Here is a 26,687-nt window from a genome sequence, read left to right as displayed (position 1 = left end):
TTATTTTATGCAGCCCCTACAGTGACCAGTTGCGCCATATTGGTATCACATCACCGGGTAACCACAATTTACGCCCTAACTCTATCCATGAACAAGGCTGGTGAAAATCAGAACCTAACGATGCCATCAAATCATATTCCCGTGACAATTGACCGAGATGTTTCCGCTCGTTAGGTGCCTGCCGGCACTGTGCAACCTCCATTGCATCACCACCATGTTGCTTAAACCAGACAATCAAACGTTTCAACCATTTGGCAGATAAATCATATCGCCCCGGATGCGCAATCACTGCCTGTCCGCCTGATTGATGAATGGCATCAATAGCTTGTTCAATTGTACACCATTGCGGTGGAACGTATCCTATTTTCCCTTTTGCCAGATACTTTTTAAATACCTTCGCAATAGTCGGCTCTTTACCGATTTTTATTAAGTAACGAGCAAAATGGCTCCGCGTCACCTGACCACCCCCCGCTAACTGACTTGCTCCTGCCCAAGCATCAGGAATACCGACTTTTGCCAGCCGGCGACCTATTTCAATTCCGCGCGCTTTCCTGAGTTCAGCCTGTTTACCCAACAATTCAGTTATTGCAATTGCCTGAATATCTATATTCAGGCCCACAATGTGAATCTCCATATTTTCCCACAGGGTAGATATCTCAACACCGGGTATTAATTTCAAGGGCAGATGATGATTGCGGATATGTTCATGGGCCAGAGGAATAGCATTTGTCGTATCATGATCAGTCACTGCCAATACATTAACTCCCATTGCCACCGCCCGTTCAACCAACTCTGATGGTGAAAGTGAACCATCCGATGCTGTCGTATGGCTATGAAGATCATAAATTGTCACCAACTCAGAGGTCGAATTTGTCATTATTCCTTTTCCTGCCCGAATAGATTAGAACATACGACCCGGTAGCTTAACGGTAAATGACGACGTTTTACAGAAAAGAACGGTATTCAGCCCTAAATACCGGGCTGAATATTATCATTTTAAAAGGTAAGAAATTTCATACTTCTTTCTATAAAGGATGAAAGTTAATCAGAATTTTTCTTCATTTCACCAATAGATTTCAAATACTGGAACTTACCCGGATTATAGAGCGGCCCCATGTCGATAGTTTCATCATTAGATTTAGCAACATAGCCCATCCCTTCTCTGGCGGCATTTGCCAATAAGCCACAATCCTGATCACCTGACCAGGAAAATATACCACCCAGTTTATTCTTGGCTACATATTCAGCTTTCTGTTTCACCGTGCGAGGCGTATCTAATGAGATAAAATGCCCTTCTTTTTCACTAAATAAGAAATCGGCATCAGCATTGGTATCCGTCATTAACACGAAACCATTTTTCCCGGTAGCAAGCGTGTGTTCACTATCCAGATAATTATTAACAATATCAAAAAATTCAGGTGAGCCTTTTTCCATTGTTCCTAATGCATTGCCATTTATATCGTAAGCACGGGTTTCAAGATTTGCCCCTTTCCCTGCACGCCCATAGTTAGCATAACCTAAATGAATTTTCTCCAAAGGTATGCCAAGATCCTGATGTAAATAATTGATAGCAACTTCCGCAGATAAATCAGAGGCACCTGATGCATCAGGATCTTTTGGTGAATAGAGATTAGTATGATGACCAATATAAGGTGCCCACCCAGTACCAAAATAGTCATAACTCATTAAGAAAATGTTATCCAAGCCATTCTTAATTAATTCTGCGATATTAGATGTTTCCAATTTCGCTTTTACACCACTACAGGCAATAGAAATCTCTTTTCTTGCCTCCCGTCCAAATCTGCTATCCAGAGATTCACGCAATTCTTTAATTAACAAAGCATAATGTTCCCCATCTTTTTCACTGATAACATTACCGACCTCACCAGCACTTCCAGGATATTCCCAGTCAATATCGACACAACTGAACATGGGAAAGCGCTCAAAAAAATCAACAATACTGTCAACAAAAACGCGGCGCTGTGCTACATCAGCCGCCATCACTGAGAAATAACCGGACATACTCCAGCCACCAATACTAAAAGCCAATTCAAGTTTATGACCCGCTAAACGCGCTCTTTTTTGTAACTCGCGTAATCCACCTAATAAGCCCGATGCTTTCTTTTGTTGATAAAAAGGCAGAAATGTCCCGGAATTAATATCCGTATTCGCACTTTCCTGAGGTAATCCCACATTACGGGCAGTGCCTAAATCACCATAAGGATCAAGAGGAACAATATGACCTTCGGTAATTTTGATATCACTCTGGCTATTCCAGCCCTCTGCAACTTCCTTGATCTTCTTTCCTTTAACACCAGTGTCACCGTAAATACCCAGGAAGCTGAATATTAACTTATCATAGGCGGTGATATTGATAGTGCTTAAGTCAAATCCCCTTCCTCGATCACCCGCCTCTTCATTTTCACCATCCAAGCGGGCATCATATTGGCACCAATCAGTAATATAAGCAGAAAGTTTCGGTCTGGATTTATCGCTCTCATATTCATTAAACATCGGGCGACAAACACGAGTCGCAGTGTAGGAAAGATTGTTACCTGAACCATCCGGCTTAAAATTAACATCTGGTAGTTGATAGGTTTTCTCTGTAATATCATCCGGCTGTAAAACCGGTGAAGGAATATCTTCGGTTGGATTAACACTCCCGTCAGTAGGATTTCCATGCTGTTTTATCTCTTCTTCTGTCGCTGGACGGATATATTTCCAGGCATTATGCGGTGTTCCCTCCTTAGAAGAAGGATCGGGAATATGCCAGCGTTCAACCCAATAAGTATTGGTATAAACACCACTATTAAAAATAACATTATAAACTTGACCGCCTGCCTGATTTTTCCATGCGGTTAATGGTTCACCAATAATATCACTGACATCGGACATGGATCTTGATGAAGTATAAGTATATTTATTTACCATTTATAAACTCCAATGCGATTTATATTTAGCCTCCCCATGGGTAGAAGAGGCTAATTTAAATATTAAAGATAAAAAATAAGAATTTTAAATTCAGATGACTAATTTATTTAATTCTTAATTCTCACCATTATGAATCTGAATTTTCCTTTGTTAATAACGCTTTAACAGCCATACCAAATGATGCCGGTCCTTCTTGCGCGGTATATCGAACATGCAGAATCACATCCGTCAGACTTTCTAAATCCTGCGAGATATTGGTAAATTGGAAATTCCAGCTCGATCCTACTCCTACCCCCTCAAAGGGTAAGAAACGCTCATCATCGAAATTAAGCGTGAACATCCCACTGTCATTAGTACCTGTAGATAAAGCGATTTGTTGATTGGGCTGTATGCTGCGAACAGTATAAGGGGTTTGCGCACGAGTCCCTTCTTTCAACATCTTTTCAACGGTTTTGAGATCGGCTTTTGTCGTATAGCTGCTCACACCCGACAAACTTAATTTGGCGCAAATATCTTCATAAGGCCCAATTAACATAGGCAGCGTAACCGAAACTGATTTAATCCGCCGATTAAATAAACCCGGATAATCCGCACCAAATTGTTTTAATTCATCCAGATTAAACGTGATGGCATTATGCGCTTGCAGAATTTTAAGGTTATCTTCCCAAGACTCGCCCAATAAAGATTTAAGCGAAATCGTTTTGATAATTTCCAATCTACGTGAATTTTGCTCAACATAAGTACGTTCCATGCGTTGCAGCGCCAATTTCAGATTTTCACCTACCAACAGCCCTTGATAGAGATCATTCCAGCTCGCACCATCAATAAAATTCTGCTCGCCTAACCCAAGTTCATACTGTAGAGAGGCTTGTGCGGACAAACACAACGATGAAACCGCATCATAAGCTTGCAAATAGAGACTAGAAATCTGGCTAATCATCCAGGTATATAAACTTTCATTGGTAAAACGACTGGAGAAATAAGCCAACAGGGCCTGAGATTGCTGCTGCTGGGCTTCAACTTGCGCCAAACGCTTACGGGCCGCACTGACCTGCAACTGCTGGATACTGACTTGTTGTTCAATCGACTTCACTTCCCAGTCAGCTTGTTTATATTGCAGCTCCCACTCCTGCCGACGACGGCGATAAGATTCAGAAACACTGAGACTTTCCGCTTTAGTACTGTCAGATTGGTATTTCAGTGTCGCTATCTCAGCAACCGCATTCAAAGCCGCTCCCCAGCGCGAACCACCGACAGCCAATCCATAAATATTGGGGATTAAATCCAGCGCGGCCGCGGCGGTCCTTGATACTTGTGAAGCCAACAGGGCAGAAGATGCCTGAGATTGTAATTCAATAACCTGTTGTTCCGTTGGCGAGATATTTTCATCATAAAGACTTTTATAATGTTGGTACCGCTCCTGAGCAGATTGTTTACTCACTTGCAACGCATCAAGATTGGCCTGGTTAATATTGATATCCTGTTGCTGGAGGTCAACGGCAAAACGGTAGAGATCGTTATTCTGAACCATCTGAAATGATTCAAAACTCAGATTATCTTTGCGTTCCAATAGACTTAACAACGTGCTACCGAATTGTATCAATGTATCGACACCGGATTTTGCCCGTGTCAACATTGGTTCAAAGCGATAATTTGGCACTCTGAAATTCATTCTGCTGGCATTTCTGGCAGCAACAACCCGCTGATAACGCTGATTCATTAACCCTCTGGGAGAAATTTTCGAATCATAAAGATCCATCGAAATTTCTTTACCATCCAGCGTTAAATTATGCCGTAAATTGTAAATCCGGTTTTCTATTCTATCCCACAACGCAGTCAACTCTTCATTAATAGGTTTCATAAAGAGATCATTATCAAGCGCACGAATAGTTTTATCATGGATCACCGGGGCATATGGCAAAGGATAACTTATCATTTCCAATTCACGTACGGCGCTATTCTTCTTATATGATGCATCTTCAAGAGTGATTGGCTGCCAGGAACTGGCTAATTGGAGATCAGGACGGGCACCCAATAGCGAACTTGCCGTTGCATAGCTTAGACGCGCCAGCGTTCTGGCAGTAGGTTGAAGCTTCCGATATTCCATATCACCTTGATCGATAACATTTTTAACGTAAAAGTTAAAAATAGCCTTACGATAATGAATAGGTTCACTGGCAGAAATTGCATCAGGATCCGTCGGTTCTATCAGACTACGCAATCGTTTTGGCTCATCAATGATCGGGCGACTATTCCAATAACGTGGCTTATCCTGTGTTAATGCTGGTTCATCACTACTTTCAAAAGGGTTAAAAATAAACTTAATCCAGCGACTGGCTTCTTCATAACGCTGTTCCACATTAAACCGCCAGGCCACCATAAATGGCATATGGAAGAACAATTCCCAGAAATAAATACCATTTGCCCCTTTTAGATCGATGGGTTTCGAATTATTGCCGGTAATCGGCTCTTCATGAATATTTTGAGTTTCCCAACTCAGAACTTTATCCAATTTCTGACTCGCCTTACTAATTAACTCTTTTGCAAAAAGCGTATTTAAACGAATCGCTTGATCAGAATACCAACTTTCTGGTTGTTCTTCTTTTGGAAATTGTAAATATTGGGTTTGTTTAGTCTGTTTAATTTGAACCTTGTCACGAAGTAATTTACCGACACTCAGTTTTTGCTTAATTCTACCTGCAATATCGGCTCCAGTTTCTGATGGCAGGCTAAAACCAGTGACAACCGTCACATCATTCCTGTCACACCGATTCAGTACCACACTCAATGTTGGATCGTAATCTTCCGGGGTAAGCACCTTATATTTCAGCCAACACCGTTCACCCTTGCTATCCTCCAGCCAAATACAATAAAGAATATTTTTGCTTCTGCTAAAATCATATTTATACGTTGATTTGGACGTAAGAGATATATTCAGTGTCCCTTCAACATAAACAGCTTGCAGATCAAATTGATCTATTGTACCCAAACTTCCTTCAAACTCTTTTTCCCCCGCTATCGGCCACTTCATATTATTATTAACGGGATAAAGCACCAATTGCTTATATTCTTCCGGCCCGCCATTCGATGGTTCCCGGAAATAGAACCAGACTAAAGCCGCACCGTATGAATCCAGATCGGATAACTTTGGATTAGGTGATTTAGGTAAATCCGTTGCCGCCATTAACAGGTTGTCACAAACATAGGTGAAGACCTCATCGTAATCGAAAGATTTCTCCTTATCATCTGTACCTTGCATACGCACAAATGCAACCAACGCTAAACGTTCAACATCTCCGGTACGATCGAGAACAGCAATCAACTCTTTCATAGCGTGATCAAGTAAATCTTCACGAACCGTCGTTCCGGTACTCCAGGTACCATCAAACGCCAAATGGGCCAAATTAAGTTTAGTGCGATATTTAATATTATTATCTTTATCTTGTTTTTCTTCAGAAACTTCAAACCAACTAATATATAACCGGTTATTTAAGATAATTGGACGAACAATACCGTTATATGTATTTTCTAAAGGGACATTAATCAGTTTCCACTCACTCCAGGCGGTAGGATACAGTTCGTTAGTCTGATTATTACGCTGTTTGGCATCTAAAGTCCGCCAAAAATAACGGTAGGGCTGGGTACGGGTCTTGGCAATGAAATAGACCTTATCATCGGCAATACCAACACCATCTTCGTAACCCGCAATAACCTCTAAATTACTGACCTCTTCGAAGTTATTCAGATATCCCAATATGGCTTTCTGAGCAACATCATCCGTAAGCTTTCCTTGATTAAGTGCACTTTCAAGTTGGAAGAAGAATTCTGTCTTTGTTAAACGTAATGTGGGATCAACATAAACTTCCGGGTAAATAGCCAGTTGCTGATTTGCAGACCAATAGCCATAACGATTAGCAAACTCCTGCCAATTATCTGCATCCTCCTGAGTCATCGATAAACCTGACTCTAAATTCAAAACAATACGATTAATATATTGTTGTACAGACTGGGTAACATGTGCGACACGGGCTGTTTTTACTTTGGAAGAAACCTGAGTGTCTAACAACAAAAAATCATACAGATCATCCACATTTTTAATTTTTTCACGCCGGGATTGAAAAGCGGTATCATGCGGAACAATCTGCCCAAGATAATAATCCACTAATGCATCACGCAGATTTTCCTGTAATTTTGCTTCAATTAAATTAGACATTCTCATCATCTCCTTGCGCTTTTAATGCGGCCATTACCGCTTCACCAATGCTTTGGAAAGCTTCAAAACCTGAATTAACGTCAAGTGCACCAGCACCTAATAAAGGTTCAACGGACAAATTGGTTTTCACAGAAAGTTGTTGTAGTCGCCGTATCCAATCTATTTGAGATAAAGTCATTACACGTGTTTTTTCTAATCTTCCTTTTTCACAAGCAAGATAAATTTCATCAGGATCCCAATCTAAAATTTCAGCCAGTAACTGCGCACATTTATAATTGTTATCATCTTCTTCTGACTGTAGTAAAGTTTCATTGTTAGCAAAAGTAAAATATTCTTGAATCTTATCTTCATTTTGTTTTGCATTTTCCAATAAATCCTGATAGCGATTCAGTAGGAAAATTTCATCTAACGATAATGATATTTTTGTTGTTTCATCTGCGCTTAGTCCAAGCCATTTAGGATTTGTCAGGCGCAATAACAACAGATTATTACTTACGCTCAATGCATTAATTAATTGAGTATAAATTAACAGACTGTAAGTCAGGTCCAGAAACTCTTTTTTAATATCCTCAACTTTTTCTGGCGTATTATCTAATACCAGCTTCAGTACTGAGTAGACACTACTTCCCAACCAACGAAGCTGTAATGGCACAATATCTTTTGATACACCATATTCACCGGCAACAGCGCTAGATAATAAACTCTCTTGTGCGGTTTTAGCTTGCAATATAATCTGCAAGACAATATTAATTTGATTATTATCTGGATTTATCTTTTTCTCCTTGACAATATCTTCAATCTTTTTCCTCAGAGATTCTTCGTCCGTTTTTCCCCATATCAATGGAATATCTTTTACTAATCCATTATCTCTATCAAAAACACCCTCTTTATCTGACAGAATAATCCACCAATCTATGTCATTTATCTCTTGCCGATTAAAATCAGATTTTTTTAAACACACATTATCAGTAAGACCATCAGAAATTCCCTTATAAAAGGTTAACATTCCATTTGTTGGCACTAACGGAAGCTGAGTTTTACCTAATAATAAAGAGAGCTTGATAGGTGTCAGTTTTATTTTGGCTAACCAAGACGTTAAAACTTCCATCCGGGCAATAATACTGAGGATGTCATCTTTCTCCCCTAAAGCCGGTATATTTGCCAGATACCCGCTTTTATCCGTTAAAATATCGGCCAGAATCAATCCATCTTCCGCAGAAAAACCAAATAATCGTGGAATAGTGACTAAGCGATAAAGTCTGGACACTACGTCGAGATTACGTACCAATTTGCCAGAAGCGAGCTTCAGCGCACTCTCAACAATAGGCGCAATCACTTGAAATGTGGATACAGAAATAGCTAATCCAGCACACAGTTGTTTGACTGTTTTCGCTCCATCTCCTTGATTTTCTGTATAGCTAAATACTTTACCATCCAAGATTAAGGGCTGATCAAAAAGTTTAGACTGATTAAAAAGTTGATCAAAAAAAGGAATATTATTGCTGATAGAGAATGGTGTAATTTGATATATCCATCCAGCAAACGCCTCTGGTAATACTTTATATTGTGTAGATAAATGCTGGAATAAGCCTAACGCTCTTAATGTATTATTAGAAATAGCCAGTTCTATATTCTTTGGTTCAGCTTTTATTGCTGAGGTTACCAGTAAGTCAAGCTGATGATAGGGTAACGCTAACCAACGCTGTAAACGAATAAAGCGATTCATTCGATCATAACGAAAATCAGAAACTGCATTTATCTGGCGCCCAGAGTCGGTTCTGACAATACTTAATGCCTCTAATTGCCCAGAATTTATATAAACACCACCATAATGGTAAGGTGCTGGAAAATGTTCTGATGTTTGCTCGCTATTAAAAATGGGATTAGAAAACACCGCATTCGGTGAAACTAAAGGCCGGAAGTCACCACTGCTAAATAAGTGCTCGAGATCTGTCACTTTCGATCCTGTCTGTTGACCAAAAGACAAAATCTCGGTTAATTTCACACTGTCATCCGCAGAAAGGCCATAATTATCTTGGAAAAATTTATCTGCTTCTGGCAATAATTCTGATTGTTCAGTACCTTGTTTGGCAATAGCAAAACGGTAAGTCATAGTCAGGAAATTAACACCTTCAATATTTACCGAGGTATTATTTTCGCTCTCTTTTGGCACCGCAGCATAGACTGTCATTTCACCAAAGAAAGGACCATTATCCAAATTACCAATTTCACTATTATCACTTTCTACATAAGTTAACTTTAATTTCCGACTGAATGGAGACGAATTATCAAATGGTTCCATCCTTGCTTTTACGCGGTTATAGGTCAGAACATTTTCACCGCGAAGTTTAACTTTAATTGTCTCTTTAGCCTTATTTTCGCAGGTAATCACAATCTCATCATAGGCTTTATCGACATTATCACTCAACGATGTCGGCCCAGTGATATTTTCACCAGAAAGAATAATATAAGCATGTTTTGAAATATCACGTTCAGGCAATACTTCTGTCGTACTTGTACTGAAATAACTCTTAATAAGTTGTTCACGTGATAAAAAGTTTTGTGAAAATGGACTTTTCTCTGTCAGTAAAGTCATTTGCTCCTTACTCAATTGAGTATAGGCAAACAAAGCCTGATCACGTTTTTCAGTTAAGATATGCCAGGGAAATTGCTGATCTACTTGCTGAATAATCGTGCCTAATTCAGTCTCTTTTTCAGCCAAGCCTTTATTAATCTGCTGAGAAGGCAGACTATAAGGTAATATGAATGGAAAACGGGTCTCTCCTAAAACCTGATTAACCGTCTTATCCGCATGGCCTGTTTGATCAATATATTCTCTGGCACTTTTTGACAAAACATCATTCACAACAGATATTGCTGTGATCTCTTTGTAAAGATTATCACTATCAAGTAATAAGTCAGGAATATCTGCGCGCCTTTGCTCCAAGCCCACGGCATTATTAGAACCATCCAGCTCTATTTGTTTTACGAATTTATAAAGATCAAGCAGGTAATTTACCGGACTATCAAGAGACTCAATAGCATCCGGCTGGCAGAAATTATCCCAAGGTTCAGGAAATAAATTGCTGTAATCAGGTAATTTTTCTTTCTCATCAGCATTATCATTGTTATAAGCAAAATATCTTGCCTGATGACTCGCTTTTCTTAATGTTTCACCATCATAATCTCTCAGTTGCCTTTGCCGATAATTTTGCACCAGTTGGTTAGCGGCACTAACGGCTTTATCAAAAATCGCCTCTGCATGGCCAGATAAAGATTCATTATGGCGTTTAATAAAACGTTGTTTTGACACTTCAATAATGTCAAAAATAGAATGATAACCCAAACGCTGGAGTGTATTAAGCAGGGTGATAGTGGAATTATCTTCCTTCTGTACTGAGTTTAACAACATATAACTCGTCGGTAATATTGACGATGCTGGCGATTTTATTTCTGCCACCGCAGCCAACAACGGTGATACTTTTGTTATATCCTGTTTTTCACCAGGAGAGTTTTTATATTTATCCATTGTATTATTCCAACCTAATTAATCGGAAACACCTGAATAGAACAGTTATAGAAACTATAACCACATTAAACAGTGAAATCTTTTAAAGAGTCAATTCAATTTAATTTACATGTTTCACACTGTTTCTCTTTCGGTTTGTCGTAAGAAGGAAGTTCACCTTCGAAATAGAATGGCTCCATTTCAACCACTTTTTTAATTGGTTTACGCCCCAGCCCTTCATGAGCAGCATTAGTTAACAAACCGTTATCTTGATCACCCGTCCAGATAAATAAACCACCTAATCCCTTTTCTTTAACATAGCGACCTTTTTCCCTTACTGAACGGGGGGTATCTAATGACATAAATACTTTGAGATCTTTATTGTAAAGATAATCCGCTTTAGCAATCGGATCATGGAAAACCGCAAAACCATTACGACCTATTTGATTTTCATAATCAACATAGTTATAGATAATATCTGTCCATTCAGTGACACTGCTTTCAAAACTCCCTACCGTAGATGTTCCATCAGTATATTTTCCAACTAACTGCTCATTATTATTACTCTCTAGCTCCGCAGTTCTGGCATTACGTGTATAACCAGAATAACCGATATAAATTAATTTCTTATTAATACCTAAAGAGATGAGATAATTAACTGCATCATCGACTGAGTATTTAGAATATTGGTCATCTTTATTACGATAAAGATTGCTATGATGAGAAAGCTTTTGATCACCTAATGTGAAAAAATCATAAGTCATTAAGTTAATTTCATTAACACCGGCTGCGATCAATTCTGGAATATGCGCTGCTTTGATTTTTTCTATATCGGCAGAAGCAGCAATACTGATCCCTTTTAAATTACTGATATTCGCACTCTTCAAATCCTTAATAAGTTTGACAAAATGCTCATAGTCATCTGGAGCGTTTGGATTGCCCGCTCCGGCAGAACCAGGATATTCCCAATCAAGATCAATGTGAGTTAGCATAGGGAATCGGGTATATAAATCTTTAACACCCTCAACAAACCGCTGGCGAAATGTATCATCACGACACACTTCATAAAAAGCACCACTCATTGACCAGCCGCCAACACTGACAGAAATTTCCAGATCCGGATTTTCCTTCTGGAGTAAATGTAAACCGCCTAATACCCCTTGTGCCTTATCTTGTTCATATAACTTCCAATCGTCATCCTTCCAACCACTGAAACCGCAATTAAGATAAGAACCAACATCAGCCCAAGAATCAATCGGGATAGGTTTGCCTTTATGATCTTTAATTATATTTTCATCAGTATCTCCCATCTTCCATCCATCTTTAGCCGCTGTCATAATGGCTATTTGTTTCTCTCCAGTATCGCCAATAATACCTGCAAAGCTAAAGATAATTCTTTTAAACGGTTTTCCTTTGTCTTTATCACCCTTAAGGCGCATTAAATCAGCACCTCTGCCGCCATATATTTTAAAATCATCATCGTCTGTTGGCATTAGACGCCTATCGTAGATTGACCAATCAGTTAAATAACAGAGAACAGCAAAATCATCATTCTCGTCATAGGTATTGAAAACTGTTTTAGCCAGTCTTGTTGGTGTATACGATAATGCGTTATCAACGTTTTTAGGGTCAAACTTATTTAGCTCATAAGTTTTTTGCGCAGCACCCGCACCGATAAGTTCTGTACCATGCTTATATCCAGGATCAGTTTGATATACCAGTTGACTATCTGCTTTTGATTCATCTTTACTCATATCATACTCCACTAACGGTACAATTGTTTTAAACATCAGAAAGTTACATCATGGCAACCTATGCCGGAATTCAGTAGGGCTTTATAAGTAGTCATATTAAAAACTGCTTACCAAGAATACCTATAATGTATTGAATAAAAAGGATTAAATATCTTAAGCGCATGAAAATGCACACTTTAAGTAACACGATATGTTAGAGGTCTGAATACTACTTCTTACAGCAATATCTGTTAAACCTCTTTTTTTCATATGCAGATATAAAAATTGATTGTCTATTCTCGTCGTTTGCCTATTGATTCAATAAAAAGCTAGCCAGTCATGCTATTTAATCAAGATTTACTACAGCTAAATTCTGTTTTTAATGAAACAAAATTGATATGTGTAATATTATTAAATATGCATCATAGCGATATCATAAAATGATAATATTAGTTATTTATGACAGTAAAATAATAAATTTATTAATATTCGCGTCTTCTATACCCTTACCCAACCAATCGACAAAAATTTAATAGAATCTTTTTCATAAAATTCTTGACACACAAACACCGTTCCAGTTTACTAGTACAAAAGAAATGGCAGTATCATCCCGTATATCATCTCTATTTAATGCGAAAGAGGCACTGAAAATGACTGTATTTATGATGTCTATCCGTTGGTGGCACAACTTCCCATTAAGGGCGGTATGGTCACGCACATAAATCAACAGTGCCAAATTACCAAAACCCGCCAGAAAGGCGGGTTTTTTTATATGCATAACTCATAATCAGGACGAAAAAATGACGGATAAACAACCAAAACTCACAGTCATTGAGCAGGAAATAACTTATCAGCCCGATCCTGCACGGCTATTCAATCAACTTTGTAGTCAGCGACCAGCAACGTTATTGCTGGAATCGGCAGAAATTAACAGTAAAAAAAGCCTGAAAAGCCTGTTAATCATCGACAGCGCCTTGCGTATCAGCGCAAACAGCAATCAGGTCACTTTTGACGCCTTGACAGAAAATGGCCGAGATTTATTACCGATTTTGGTCAAAAAATTTCCCAGCAACGTCCAATCTGAAATGACACACGATTCTCTTCAATTGATCTTTCCGCCAATCAATCACACTATGATCGATGAAGATAGTCGCCTGAAAGCCATATCTGTATTTGATGCATTGCGTGCCCTTCTTTCTCTGGCAGAATTGCCATCACAATACGAATTATCATCACAAGACAATGCAGAGGCAATATTCATTGGTGGCCTTTTTTCCTACGACCTGGTCGCCGGGTTTGAGCCGTTACCCACAGTAAAAACTGTTCAACGTTGTCCTGATTTCTGTTTTTATCTGGCAGAAACTTTAATGGTGATCGACCATCAAAATAAAAGCGCACGCCTGCAAATCAGTCTATTTAGTGATTCTCCAGAAGAAGAGCAACGTCTTAAGCAACGGTTGAAAACATTAGCGAAACTCATCACAGAACCCACTGAGCCAGTACAACAAATCTCTCTGCCGGCCATGAAAGTTTTATGCAATCAGGACGACAAAACATATGCAGAAATAGTGACACAATTGCAACAATACATCCGCCAGGGCGATATTTTTCAGGTGGTTCCATCCCGGCGCTTCTCTCTGCCATGTCCAGCACCGCTTAATGCTTATCAAAAACTTAAACAACGCAATCCAAGTCCTTATATGTTCTTCATGCAGGATAAAGATTTCTGTCTGTTCGGCGCGTCCCCTGAAAGCGCACTGAAATATGATGCGTCTAATCGTCAAATTGAGATTTACCCTATCGCCGGCACACGTCCCCGTGGGCGCAATGCTGCCGGAGAGTTGGATGCAGATCTGGACAGCCGAACTGAACTGGAGATGCGTACAGATCACAAAGAATTAGCTGAACACTTGATGCTGGTTGATTTAGCCCGTAATGATTTAGCCCGTATTTGTGAACCCGGCAGCCGCTATGTCGCTGATCTGACAAAAGTCGATCGTTACTCTTTTGTCATGCATCTGGTTTCCCGTGTGGTCGGGACATTACGCCATGACTTAGATATTTTCCATGCTTATCAAGCTTGTATGAATATGGGAACCCTTACCGGTGCACCGAAAGTTCGGGCAATGCAACTTATCGCCCATTACGAAAATGAACGTCGTGGCAGCTACGGTGGCGCTGTCGGTTATTTCACCGGCAGAGGTGATATGGATAATTGTATCGTTATCCGCTCTGCTTACGTGGAAGATGGCATCGCGACGATTCAGGCCGGCGCGGGCGTAGTACTGGATTCCGTACCTTCGGCAGAAGCTGAAGAGACCTGCAACAAAGCAAGAGCCGTCATTCGTGCCATTGCGGAAGCACATCAAGCAGAGGAGATTTTCTGATGGCGAATATTCTCCTGCTCGATAACGTGGATTCATTCACCTATAACCTCGTCGATCAATTACGCAATAAAGGTCATCAGGTTGTTATCTATCGCAATACCGTTGCAACTGACATCATTATGCAGCAATTCAGAACGCTACCCTCTCCGTTACTGATGCTTTCACCGGGACCGGGTAAACCCTCTGACGCGGGCTGTATGCCTGAATTACTCGAAAAAATAATCGGCAAAATTCCGGTGATCGGCATCTGTCTTGGACATCAGGCAATTATTGAAGCCTATGGTGGAGAGATTTCCGCCGCTGATGAAATCCTGCACGGCAAAGCCTCTCTGGCAGAGCATGATAATCAAGCTATGTTCGCTGATCTGGAGAACCCTTTGCCCGTTGCCCGTTATCACTCTTTGGCGGGTCACAGAATTCCATCTGAATTGACGATTTCTGCCCGTTGTGGCGACACCGTTATGGCTATTCGCCACGACAAACATAAGGTTTGTGGATTCCAGTTCCATCCAGAATCCATTCTCACAACACATGGCACCAGATTACTTGAACAAACTCTGACCTGGGCATTGAATTAAAAAGGAGGTATGAAAATGCAGTCTATTTTCGACAAATTGTTCAGTGCACAGATACTGACACAACAAGAGAGCCAGCAACTGTTTTCCGCCATCATTCAAGGAGAATTAAGTGAACCGCAACTCGCTGCGGTCCTTATCAGTATGAAATTGCGCGGTGAGCAGCCACAGGAGATCGCCGGTGCTGCGCAGGCGTTACTGGCAAATGCCCTGCCATTTCCGAGGCCAGACTACACTTTCTGCGATATTGTCGGAACAGGGGGCGATGGAACTGACAGCATCAATATTTCAACCGCCAGTGCATTTGTCGCAGCAGCTTGTCATATTAAAGTCGCCAAACATGGTAACCGCGGTGTTTCCAGCCGTTCCGGTTCATCTGATTTGCTGGCGGCATTGGGTATAGCGCTTGATATCAGTGCAGAATGTGCCCGCAACGCCCTGGATGAAATCGGCATCTGTTTTCTGTTTGCGCCGCAGTATCATATTGGATTCCGCCATGCGATACCTGTACGTCAGCAACTGAAAACCCGGACGCTGTTCAATGTATTAGGCCCTCTGGTTAACCCGGCCCGCCCGCCGTTGGCATTAATTGGCGTTTACAGCCCTGAGCTGGTTGGCCCTATTGCCAGTACCTTGCAAATCCTGGGCTATCAACGGGCAGCGGTTGTTCACAGTGGGGGAATGGATGAAGTTGCCCTGCATGCACCAACAATCGTTGCAGAACTTAATGATGGAGAAATTGCTCATTATCAATTAAATGCTGAAGATTTTGGTTTACAAAACCATCCAATATCGGCATTAAAAGGGGGGGCGCCGGAGGAAAACCGTGAAATGCTCAGTCTATTGTTACAGGGCCGGGGTAAGAAAGCCCATGCTGATGCCGTTGCCGCTAATGTTGCCCTGCTGATGAAAATTCATGGACAGGAAAATTTACGTCATAACACGCAACAAGCTCTTGAAACCATTCACAGTGGTCTGGCTTATGAACGAGTCACCGCACTTGCCGCAAGGAGTTAATGATGCAAGCTACCGTTTTACAGAAAATTGTTAATGATAAAACCGAATATCTTATTGAACGCAAGCAACAACAACCTTTGGAAAGCTTTATTGATTCTATTGTTGCCAGCCAGCGTCGTTTTTATCAGGCGCTGAACAGTGAACAGACTGTTTTTATTCTGGAGTGTAAAAAGGCATCGCCTTCAAAAGGACTCATTCGTCAGGATTTTGATCCCATCCTGATAGCAAAAACTTATCAGCCTTATGCTGCCGCAATTTCAGTATTAACGGATGAAAAATATTTTCAGGGCAGCTATGACTTTCTCCGTTTGGTGAGTCATGCCGTTCATCAGCCGGTGCTGTGCAAAGATTTTATTATCGATCCTTATCAAGTTTATCTCGCTCGCTATTATCAGGCAGATGCAATTTTGCTGATGCTGTCGGTTCTTGACGATGAGCAATATATTATGCTGTCTGAACTTGCGCATAGTCTAAATATGGGCGTACTGACTGAAGTGAGTTCAGAAGAAGAACGGATCAGAGCTGTCACATTAAAAGCCAAAATTATTGGTATCAATAACCGTGATCTCAGAGATCTTTCTATAGATTTAAACCGTACCAGACAACTTGCACCACAGTTACCGGAAGGAACAATTGTTATCAGCGAATCAGGCATCCACCAGCATCAGCAAATTCGTGAACTCAGCCATTATGCCAATGGTTTTCTGATCGGCAGCGCTTTGATGTCCCAGTCCAACCTGGATCTGGCATTACGTCAACTGATTCTGGGGGAAAATAAGGTCTGTGGATTAACTCGCCCACAAGATGCTAAAACGGCGTTACAAGCAGGGGCTGTTTATGGTGGTTTGATATTCGTTGAGCATTCTCTGCGTAGAGTTAATATCGAACAAGCTCAACAAATCATCAATGCGGCTGCTCTCAAATATGTGGGGGTATTTCAAAATCAATCATCTGCATTTATCAATCATACCGCCCGCTGTCTGTCTCTCGCTGCGGTGCAATTACATGGAACAGAAGGCGAAGTTTATATTGAAGAACTGCGGAAATTATTGCCTGAAAACTGCCAGATTTGGAAAGCGATTGATATGTCGAAAGATTCATTTCACGCTAAAACCGGAAATATTGATCGGTATCTGCTTGATAACGGCAAAGGTGGGACCGGCAAAAGTTTCGACTGGCAATTACTTGAAAAACAATCACTCAACAATGTGATGTTAGCAGGTGGATTAAATGAAGAAAATTGCCAACAGGCAGCAAAATATGGCTGTTGCGGGCTTGATTTTAACTCTGGTGTTGAAAGTGCGCCGGGGATCAAAAGCAGTCATAAATTGAGTAAAGTGTTTCAGCGTCTACGTAGCTACCAATAAACAACGACTCTTTGACTAATGGACAAACAGAATAATGAGTAAACTTAACCCCTATTTTGGTGATTTCGGTGGACAATTTGTGCCACAGATCCTTATTCCAGCCCTTGAACAATTAGAAGCGGCATTTATTGATGCTCAACAAGATCCTGAATTCCAGCAAGAGTTTCAGGACCTGCTGAAAAACTATGCAGGCAGACCAACGGCATTAACTTTATGTCGTAATTTGACTAAAGGCACTAAAACCCGCCTTTATCTGAAACGAGAAGATCTATTACACGGCGGCGCTCATAAAACCAATCAGGTACTTGGTCAGGCATTACTGGCGAAACGCATGGGCAAAAATGAAATTATTGCGGAAACCGGTGCCGGCCAGCATGGTGTGGCAACAGCCCTGACCTGCGCACTGTTAAATATGAAATGCCGTATTTATATGGGTGCTAAAGATGTCGAGCGCCAATCCCCTAATGTCTTCCGCATGCGTCTGATGGGAGCCGAAGTTATCCCGGTTCACAGCGGCTCTGCAACCCTAAAAGATGCCTGCAATGAAGCACTGCGCGACTGGTCTGGCAGCTATGATAAGGCTCACTATTTGTTAGGTACCGCCGCTGGCCCACACCCCTACCCAACCCTAGTTCGGGAATTCCAGCGTATGATTGGTGAAGAAGCCAAAGCCCAGATTCTGGCAAAAGAGGGACGTCTGCCTGATGCCGTGCTGGCCTGCGTTGGTGGCGGATCCAACGCCATTGGCATGTTTGCCGAGTTTATTCCTGAAACATCAGTACGCTTGATTGGTATTGAACCCGCGGGACACGGTATCGAAACGGGCCAACATGGTGCCCCGCTGAAACATGGCGAATTAGGTATCTATTTTGGTATGAAATCGCCCATGATGCAGACAGATGAAGGCCAGATTGAAGAATCTTATTCTATTTCAGCCGGTCTGGATTTCCCTTCCGTCGGCCCTCAGCATGCCTATCTGAACAGTATCGGCCGAGCTGACTATTTTTCCATCACTGATGATGAAGCATTAGCTGCATTCAAAACGCTTTCCCGTGAAGAAGGCATTATTCCGGCTCTCGAATCCTCTCATGCGCTGGCTTATGCTTTGAAAATGATCCATCAAGCGCCTGATAAAGCGCAATTACTGATCGTCAATCTATCCGGTCGCGGTGATAAAGACATATTTACTGTCCATGATATTTTAAAATCCAGGGGGGAAATCTGATGGAGCGTTACGAGCAGCTATTTAAACAATTGGAAAGCCGTAAACAAGGTGCTTTTGTCCCCTTTGTCACACTAGGTGATCCAAACCCGGAATTATCGTTGGAAATTATTGACGCACTGATTGCAGGTGGTGCTGATGCCCTTGAGTTAGGTATTCCTTTTTCTGATCCGCTGGCTGATGGCCCGACAATTCAGAATGCCAATCTGCGCGCTTTCTCCTCAAATGTTACCCCCACTCTTTGTTTTGAACTGTTGGCAAAAATCCGGACAAAATATCCTGATATTCCCATTGGTTTATTGATGTATGCCAACCTGATTTTTCATAATGGCATAGACGAGTTTTATCGCTGCTGCAAAGACGCAGATATCGATTCTGTATTAGTTGCAGATGTTCCTGTATCAGAATCACGGCCATTCCGTACCGCAGCAATGAAATACGGTATTGCTCCTATTTTTATTTGTCCTCCGAACGCAGAAGATGAATTATTACGTGAAATCGCCTCTTACGGCCGGGGATATACCTATTTATTATCCCGAGCAGGCGTTACCGGCACAGAACGACGCGCTGAACATCCTTTAAATCATTTGGTCAACAAGTTGCGGGAATATCATGCTGCACCACCATTACAGGGATTTGGTATTTCAGAACCTGCACAGATAAAAGAAACGTTAGCAAGTGGTGCAGTTGGTACAATTTCCGGATCTGCCGTAATCAAAATTATTGAAGAAAATCTTTCTCAACCAGAAATAATGCTGAAAAAACTTACTGAGTTTGTATCAAAAATGAAATCTGCCACTCAGCTTTAGTATAAAAAATGGGGCAAAATCTGCCCCATTTTCTCATATCATACAACTCACATTAAACAAACGCGGTTCTTATCAGAAGTGATAACCGACACCAAACATAAATACCCACGGATCAAGCCGGGTATCAATTTTATGGCTCTTGTCACCTGCTTTGAATTTCACATCAGTTTCAATGTTCACCCACCACACAGATGCGTTTAGCATCCAGTTTTGATCTAACTCATAATCTAAGCCAACATGCCCGGCAACACCCCAGGAATCTTTCAGCTCCAGACTGTGTAAATTATTGCCTTTAACAGCATCATTACCATTGAATTTTTCGTTAAAGAAAGTGGTATAGTTCAAACCAACACCAATATAAGGGCGAAAATGACTTTCTTTAGAGCCGAAATAGTATTGCGCCATTAATGTCGGTGGAAGACTCTTTATTTTGGCAATATTACCAGCACCCGGTAAACTTACCTGATGCTGGAAAGGTGTCCCAGCGAGTAATTCAATACCAATATTATCGGTAATCATATAACCGAAGGTTAAACCCATCTGGGTATTATTATCCGCACTAAGAGAACCTACCCCTAATACATTATCAGAACCCGTATTAGGCCTTACTGTTGCAGTACCCGTGCGGAAAAGAATATCACCCGCTTCATGAGCAAAAGCGAACGATGGTGCTAAAGTTGCCGCTGCTAATACAAATGCAGAAAGTTTTTTCATTATTCATCCCATTCCTGTGATTTAAAAGTCAATAAAAATATAGCCATATATTTAAAATTATGATCCAAGATAGATCACATCTTTTAAAGAATTTAATAAAAATCGTATATTTGCGATATTATTATTTCAAATAGGAATTATTTTAAATTGACACAAATCAATATTTATTATTAATTAGTTGGATATTTTTTATATTTATATACTAATTCAAATATTTTATCTGATGATACTTCCATTATGTTTTAACAAGGTTAAATTTATGTTTATTTTCATATTAAAAAGATAACATGAAGCATTTTTTCCTTTCATCAACAATCACAGACAATCACTAATTTATCCGCATAATCTCCTTTCGGCTATCCACATCTGCCCATAACAGAGTACAATTAACCGCTGTGTATTATTGTATTGTTTAACCTGATAGGAGCTGTCTTCATGCCAATCACGGCGAATACCCTGTACCGTGACAGTTTTAACTTTTTCAAGAATCAACTGTTAAGTACTCTGACTCTGGCCGTTCTGGCGGCTCTGGTGACTACCCTATTGGGTCACCTGTTTATCCCTGATAGCGAACAGATGAAGCTGCTGACAGAAGCAGAATTCACTTTTGCAACTTCAGGTAAAGCAGGTATTCAGGATATGGTGTCCCAAATGACCCCAGAGCAACAGTCTATGATCATGCGGGCGGGAATAGGCACTATTTTCTCCAGTATGATTGGCAATGTACTACTGGTTGGTGGTGTCTTGACGTTGGTCACGGCAGTTTCAGCGGGAAATCGTATTTCTTCATTACAGGCAATTGGTTTATCAGCAAGCCAATTACCAAAACTGTTCCTGCTACTACTTATCTGCACTCTGCTGATCCAACTTGGTTTGATGCTCATGCTGGTACCAGGTATTATTTTGTCTATCGCCCTGGCTTTATCACCGGTTATTATGACCGCTGAACGTTGTGGTATTTTTGCCTCTATGAAAATAAGTTGGAAACTGGCATTTGCCAATATTCGTTTGCTGGTTCCGGCAATTCTGTTATGGCTGACCGCAAAGCTCTTACTGGTGTTTATTATTGACCATCTGACATTCATTCATCGCGAGATGGCGGGAGTCATGCTTGGCGTATTTAATAACCTGATCTCAGCTATTCTGTTAATTTATCTGTTCAGGTTATATATGCTGGTTGCCTCTTCACAACAAAAATGAATATAAAATAGCTGTTCAAACAAACCCCATAGCGATAAAAGCTATGGGGCTGAAGCAATACAACATGAACCGTTTATGTCCATGTATGTTTTGCAGCTTGACTATCCGGATAAAATCAAAAAAAATTCCCTGCTTATACAACAGGGAATTTCTGTAGACGAGGTAGCTAATTAAATACAAATTAGCAGATTTCGATTAGAATCGATAACCTACGCCAACTACCCAAGTACCTATCTTAAGCTCATCCAATTTTGAATATTCATAAGAGGTATCGATAGTCCAATTTGGCATAGGGTTAAACTGTAATCCCAATCCGTAGCTAACAGATGTTTTACTCTTGCTGCCACTCATTGTACCAACATAATCTGAGAGTTTAACCTTTCCATGTGCAGCACCAACCATACCGTATACGCTAACATATTCATTAAAACGATATGTAGGGCCCGCCATCAGGGAAAAATAATCCATATCAGATTCAGCTACTTTTTTGCCGCCCCGGTAATAATCGTAACCTAAATATGTATATGTAAGTGAGCTAATAACACCAAAATTATTATCCAACTCGTAGCGGTACTTCAGGTTGAAGCCCTTTGGGTTATCATCAGCCTTTTTACCGTCAAACTTTGCATGGCTCTGAGCATAGCCACCAGAAATCGTACTTTCACCGCTCGCATTTGCAGCAAATGCGAATGCAGATAAACCAACAGCCACCACTGAAGCTACCAGTGTTTTTTTCATTGAAAATCCCTAATATTGTATAAAATATAGAAAAAAATAATTACGGAGAGGTATTATTTATCAATAACCAATAGAAAACAACAAAATTCCATTTATTGTTAAGTTCCCGTTTAATAAAGCAAAATACTAAGCATTACAGTCGTATTTCTCTTATTATCTTTTGATGTAATTAGAGTACCATTCGGGCTTACTTTGAATCATTCGCACAGCAAAATAGAGATCGGGCACCACAACTAGATCGTCATCACTGCTTCTCAGTTTATTTTGTTTTATCCAGCGGGTAAGTTCTGTCCGTCGGCCAGCGAGCACCAGTGTGACACCTTTTACTTTCAATTCAGTAATCAGTTCATCAATAGCCGCAAAAACACTTACATCGTCATAGGTAAAACTCACAGCCGCATCAACAACTAACCAACCCGGACGTTTTTTCGCCCTGTCTACATGCTGCAACACCCGTTTTTTAAAATAACTGACATTGAAATAAGTTAATGGTGAGTTAAATCGGTACATCATCACACCATCTACCGGTTTAATCTCATTGCCTTGGTTAATGGAATGAATCATCCCTTGTTCATTAACGCCCAAAAGCTGATCTGTCGGGCGGAAGACAATTCGCAAAAACTGCAATAAGCCAAGCAGAACAGCAAAACCAACACCGTTAATCAAACCAACCACCAACACTGAAATCAGGGTAAACAGTGATAAAGTGAATGCCTGACGATTTCGTTTCCGCAGTGACCAGATCCCCCGTAAATTCAACAATGATGATGCCGAATAAATCAGCACTACACCAAGAGATGACAATGGAATATGCGCCAGGAAACCTGTCATGAACAGCAAAACCAGCAAGATAACCACAGCGGCAATCACAGAAACCAATTGCGTTTTCCCACCAATAGCATCATTAACCGCAGTTCGGCTGCTGGCAGCACTGACAGCAAACCCTTGTGATAAAGCAGAAGCAATATTCGCAATACCTAAGGCCCTAAGCTCAGAATCCGCATCAATCTGATAGCCATTTTTATTGGCAAAACTACGAGCCGTCATCATAAAACTGACAAAACTGATAACGGCAAGGTTCAGGGATGGGATAACCAGATCACGCATAATTCCAGGTTGGAAATCAGGCATTGGCACAACAGGCAATCCCCCACCGCTGACACTGCCAACAATCTGAATCCCGTATTTTTCAAGCCCAAATTGCCAGCTTACATACGTCGTTAATACCATTGCCAACAAAGGCCCCGGCCAGGCCGGGCGCAAGAAACGTACAGTCAGCAAAATCAACATCGTCGCAACCGACATTGCCAATGTCGGTAAATGTGTACTCATTAGTTTGGCAGGCAATGCGATCACCCGTTCAATCAATCCAACAGGTACGCCGGCAAAGCCAAAGACTTTAGCCAACTGATCCACCATGATTGTCAATGCCACACCGTTCATTAATCCTTTAAGGATCGGTCTTGAAAGAAAATCAGCAAACGCACCTAATCGGAAATGACTCGCGAGAATACACCATATCCCTGTCATTAAAGTCATCGCGATCGTAAGCTGCCAACGTACATCTTCATTACCAAAAACCAAGGGCGCAACTGCTGCTGCAATAACAGCACACGTTGCTGCATCTGGCCCGACAATTAACTGTCTTGAAGTGCCAAATAACGCATAAGTGAACATTGGCAAGATACATGCGTAGAGACCGATAATTGCACTTATTCCCATTAATTCAGCGTAAGCAATAGCCACCGGCAGAGCTACTGCGGCCACAGAAAGCCCTGCCCTTAAATCATGACTAAACCATTCTTTGCGATAATGAGAAAAATTGCCCAACCCTGGCATCCAACGCTGTAGTTTTTTCCACTGCATTTGGTTTATGCCCTCTTATTTTTCAACGGGTTTTGGCTATAATGCTGTGTTATATGCTCACTGACAACAGGAAGTTAATTACGTCGCTCTTTATGGTAAAATTGTGCGAAACAGATCGATAAAAATCTTTATTTATCGATAAATAAAGCCATACTGTTGCCGCTTAGTATATTCAACCACCAAAATCGGATAGAGTCAGTTGCCGGAATTACGATAGGTTCAAACATGAAACAACTTTTAGACTTTCTACCTTTAGTCGTATTTTTTGTTGTATACAAAATGTATGATATTTTCTATGCTTCCGGGGCTCTGATCGCCGCCACCGGTTTAGCTGTAGCGATAACTTATTTCATCTACCGGAAAGTAGAGAAATCTTCTCTGATCACTTTTATCATGGTTGCTGTTTTCGGCACTCTGACCTTAGCTTTCCACAGTGATCTCTTTATTAAGTGGAAAGTCACCGTAATCTATGCCTTATTCGCATTAGCCTTGCTCGTCAGCCAATGGTTCATGAAAAAACCACTTATTCAGAAAATGCTGGGAAAAGAGCTGGTTTTACCGGATTTTGTCTGGAATAAACTCAATATGGCATGGGCGCTGTTTTTTATTGCCTGCGCGCTGGCCAATATTTATGTCGCGTTCTGGTTACCGCAAGATGTCTGGGTTAACTTTAAAGTATTTGGTCTGACTGCCCTAACCTTGGTTTTCACCGTGCTCAGTGTAGTATATATTTATCGTCATCTGCCACGCGAACAGAAGTAACCCTATTCAAATGGATACCTGCCTGCTCTCGTTAGTAGGCAGGTATTGTTTTTTCATCAAATAAAGTAAAGTTTTCAATGACACAACAACAATTACCTAACGGAGAATTAGTCCTCCGCACACTGGCTATGCCCGCTGATACCAACGCCAATGGAGATATTTTTGGCGGATGGCTGATGTCACAAATGGATATTGGTGGCGCAATTCTGGCAAAAGAAATTGCAGAAGGCCGTGTTGTCACTGTCAGAGTAAATGGTATTACTTTCCTTAAACCTGTCGCTGTTGGTGATGTCGTCTGCTGCTATGCGCATTGCCTCAAAACCGGCAACAGTTCGATTACGATTAACATCGAAGTCTGGGTGAAGAAAGTAGCATCTGAGCCTGTAGGTCAACGCTATCGTGCAACCGAAGCGGTATTCACTTATGTTGCTGTTAATGAGGATAATACCCCGCGCCGGTTACCCGAAGGCAAAACCCAATTCCAACTGACCAGCAGCACTGACGAATAAGCCTGATTATTAATGTAAAAAAAGGAGCATCTGAATCATGCTCCTTTTTTATCTGCATTTTCCCACCGATCAGGATTGAGATATACCGGTCATTTTGAATTCTATTGTTGTGATATAGCCAACAGCGGGTATTTTTTCATAACGCCACTTTCTCATTGCTTTTTTCACTTCCCGGTCAAAAACATTGGGTGGATTGGCACCAATCACTTCGATATTTTTTACCCGACCGTCTTCATCAATATCATATTTGACTCTAACATTACCCTCAATCCCCAATGCTGCCGCTCTGGATGGATAAATGGGTAACGCTTTACTTAATGCTTTTGGCCCATTCTGTGATTTAGTTGCCGTATTAGTTGCCGGTTTATTCTGATTATTATCAGTACGGTTAACCAGTGGCTTTTCCAGTTGTTCAGTTGTCTTCTCAACTGGCTCCGATTGCTTTTTAACAACCTTCTTCTTCACTTCCGGTTTCGGCTTCAGCTTCTTCACCTCTGGCTTTGGGATCACCGGCTCTGGAACAGGTTCCGGCTCCTCTGGCTCTGACTCGGGTTCAGGCGCCGCGGGTTGTGAAACCGGAGCTTCTTCGGCAGCTAACTGAATCATAGCTACAGACATAAGTGCAGCATCAGGCTGTTTTTCCGGTATCACAGAACAAAAAAGTGCGGCAGCAACAGAAACATGCAAACAAACTGATAATAATATTGGCCAATGTATCCAACGCATAAGGGAGTTCTTGATTAGCAGCATAATAGTCAATCCTCGAATAACTGCTAGTTTAAATGCAAATAGCAATCATATTCAATAAAGATTGTAGGTGAGCGTGAATATAAGGCCAAAAAATATTATTTTTTTACTGCATCCATTCACTATGTTGAACAAACAATAAAGCTCGCCGCTGTTTATAAACATCTAATTTACGTAGTGAATAAATACGCAAATTACGTCTTGATTGCCCTTCCATCCAACGGCGACGGCGGTTGAAATTCTGACGCAATCTCCGCCATCGTCCTACTTCATTCCGACTATGTCTCATACAATTATACCTGTAAAAAATATCACGCTTATTATATAGGCCTTTAAAAAAGATATCCAAGGCGTATCTGAATAGTACTTTTTATGTCAATAGTGCGAAA

The 26,687-nt window shown here is 40.9% G+C and carries 19 protein-coding genes and 1 other annotated feature; of the genes, 9 read left to right on the top strand and 10 right to left on the bottom strand.

The features are described 5' to 3' along the window. Positions 1-16: 16 nt before the first annotated feature. The 5 genes from rnm to PTE_RS12400 all read right to left on the bottom strand — a co-directional run bounded on the left by rnm (position 17) and on the right by PTE_RS12400 (position 12,406). Positions 17-877, bottom strand: coding sequence for an RNase RNM (gene rnm, locus PTE_RS12420; RefSeq protein WP_036846955.1), 861 nt, complete (start codon positions 875-877; stop codon positions 17-19). A gap of 164 nt (positions 878-1,041) precedes the next feature. Beyond that, positions 1,042-2,931: a glycoside hydrolase family 18 protein gene (locus PTE_RS12415; RefSeq protein WP_036846952.1), complete on the bottom strand. Its 1,890-nt coding sequence runs from the start codon at positions 2,929-2,931 to the stop codon at positions 1,042-1,044. A 127-nt stretch (positions 2,932-3,058) separates the two neighbouring features. Continuing rightward, complete coding sequence (locus PTE_RS12410) at positions 3,059-7,144, bottom strand: Tc toxin subunit A-related protein (protein WP_036846949.1); 4,086 nt, start codon at positions 7,142-7,144, stop codon at positions 3,059-3,061. Next, positions 7,137-10,673, bottom strand: a complete 3,537-nt coding sequence (locus PTE_RS12405) for a Tc toxin subunit A (RefSeq protein WP_036846946.1) — start codon at positions 10,671-10,673, stop codon at positions 7,137-7,139. Before PTE_RS12405 ends, PTE_RS12410 begins: the two co-directional genes overlap by 8 nt. A gap of 95 nt (positions 10,674-10,768) precedes the next feature. Next, positions 10,769-12,406: a glycoside hydrolase family 18 protein gene (locus PTE_RS12400; RefSeq protein ID WP_036846944.1), complete on the bottom strand. Its 1,638-nt coding sequence runs from the start codon at positions 12,404-12,406 to the stop codon at positions 10,769-10,771. A gap of 650 nt (positions 12,407-13,056) precedes the next feature. Beyond that, positions 13,057-13,157: a sequence feature (Trp leader region), on the top strand. Positions 13,158-13,185: 28 nt separating this feature from the next. Between PTE_RS12400 and PTE_RS12395 the strand changes: the two genes are divergently transcribed. The 6 genes from PTE_RS12395 to trpA are packed head-to-tail and all read left to right on the top strand — an operon-like array spanning position 13,186 to position 19,762. Beyond that, positions 13,186-14,772: an anthranilate synthase component 1 gene (locus PTE_RS12395; protein ID WP_036846933.1), complete on the top strand. Its 1,587-nt coding sequence runs from the start codon at positions 13,186-13,188 to the stop codon at positions 14,770-14,772. Then, a complete protein-coding gene (locus tag PTE_RS24565) occupies positions 14,772-15,350 on the top strand; it encodes a glutamine amidotransferase-related protein (protein ID WP_036846931.1) in 579 nt (192 codons plus the stop codon). Before PTE_RS12395 ends, PTE_RS24565 begins: the two co-directional genes overlap by 1 nt. Positions 15,351-15,365: 15 nt before the next feature. Beyond that, on the top strand, positions 15,366-16,364 hold the full coding sequence (trpD, locus tag PTE_RS24560) for an anthranilate phosphoribosyltransferase (RefSeq protein WP_036846928.1): 999 nt from the start codon (positions 15,366-15,368) through the stop codon (positions 16,362-16,364). Positions 16,365-16,366: 2 nt separating this feature from the next. Then, entirely contained in the window at positions 16,367-17,731 is a 1,365-nt protein-coding gene (gene trpCF, locus PTE_RS12380; protein WP_036846926.1) for a bifunctional indole-3-glycerol-phosphate synthase TrpC/phosphoribosylanthranilate isomerase TrpF, read from the top strand. Positions 17,732-17,765: 34 nt separating this feature from the next. Continuing rightward, entirely contained in the window at positions 17,766-18,956 is a 1,191-nt protein-coding gene (gene trpB / locus PTE_RS12375) for a tryptophan synthase subunit beta (protein ID WP_036846924.1), read from the top strand. Then, a complete protein-coding gene (trpA, locus tag PTE_RS12370) occupies positions 18,956-19,762 on the top strand; it encodes a tryptophan synthase subunit alpha (protein ID WP_036846922.1) in 807 nt (268 codons plus the stop codon). Before trpB ends, trpA begins: the two co-directional genes overlap by 1 nt. Positions 19,763-19,834: 72 nt before the next feature. Here the strand turns inward: trpA and ompW are convergent, their stop codons facing one another. After that, the gene (ompW, locus tag PTE_RS12365) at positions 19,835-20,476 is read right to left on the bottom strand and encodes an outer membrane protein OmpW (RefSeq protein WP_036846919.1); all 642 of its coding nucleotides are present in this window, start codon (positions 20,474-20,476) and stop codon (positions 19,835-19,837) included. A 435-nt stretch (positions 20,477-20,911) separates the two neighbouring features. On the opposite strand from ompW, the gene PTE_RS12360 reads away from it, so the two are divergent. Next, positions 20,912-21,676 carry a YciC family protein gene (locus PTE_RS12360; RefSeq protein WP_036846918.1) on the top strand — a complete coding sequence of 255 codons (765 nt, stop codon included), beginning with the start codon at positions 20,912-20,914 and terminating at the stop codon, positions 21,674-21,676. Positions 21,677-21,871: 195 nt separating this feature from the next. Here PTE_RS12360 and PTE_RS12355 read toward each other — a convergent pair whose 3' ends face one another. Further along, positions 21,872-22,414, bottom strand: a complete 543-nt coding sequence (locus PTE_RS12355) for an Ail/Lom family outer membrane beta-barrel protein (RefSeq protein ID WP_036846916.1) — start codon at positions 22,412-22,414, stop codon at positions 21,872-21,874. Positions 22,415-22,567: 153 nt separating this feature from the next. Next, positions 22,568-24,280 carry a SulP family inorganic anion transporter gene (locus PTE_RS12350; RefSeq protein WP_036846914.1) on the bottom strand — a complete coding sequence of 571 codons (1,713 nt, stop codon included), beginning with the start codon at positions 24,278-24,280 and terminating at the stop codon, positions 22,568-22,570. 225 nt (positions 24,281-24,505) lie between these two features. On the opposite strand from PTE_RS12350, the gene PTE_RS12345 reads away from it, so the two are divergent. Beyond that, positions 24,506-25,042, top strand: a complete 537-nt coding sequence (locus PTE_RS12345; RefSeq protein ID WP_036846912.1) for a septation protein A — start codon at positions 24,506-24,508, stop codon at positions 25,040-25,042. A 77-nt stretch (positions 25,043-25,119) separates the two neighbouring features. Further along, on the top strand, positions 25,120-25,551 hold the full coding sequence (yciA, locus tag PTE_RS12340; RefSeq protein WP_036846911.1) for an acyl-CoA thioester hydrolase YciA: 432 nt from the start codon (positions 25,120-25,122) through the stop codon (positions 25,549-25,551). Positions 25,552-25,620: 69 nt separating this feature from the next. Here the strand turns inward: yciA and tonB are convergent, their stop codons facing one another. Both tonB and PTE_RS12330 read right to left on the bottom strand, forming a co-directional pair. Further along, positions 25,621-26,301, bottom strand: coding sequence for a TonB system transport protein TonB (gene tonB / locus PTE_RS12335; RefSeq protein ID WP_051477390.1), 681 nt, complete (start codon positions 26,299-26,301; stop codon positions 25,621-25,623). Between the two features lie 103 nt (positions 26,302-26,404). Further along, complete coding sequence (locus tag PTE_RS12330; RefSeq protein ID WP_036846910.1) at positions 26,405-26,587, bottom strand: YciY family protein; 183 nt, start codon at positions 26,585-26,587, stop codon at positions 26,405-26,407. Positions 26,588-26,687: the final 100 nt, after the last annotated feature.

Source organism: Photorhabdus khanii NC19 (assembly GCF_000517265.1).
In the GTDB taxonomy this organism is placed as follows: domain Bacteria; phylum Pseudomonadota; class Gammaproteobacteria; order Enterobacterales; family Enterobacteriaceae; genus Photorhabdus; species Photorhabdus khanii.
This window is presented reverse-complemented; position numbering and strand designations above follow the sequence as displayed.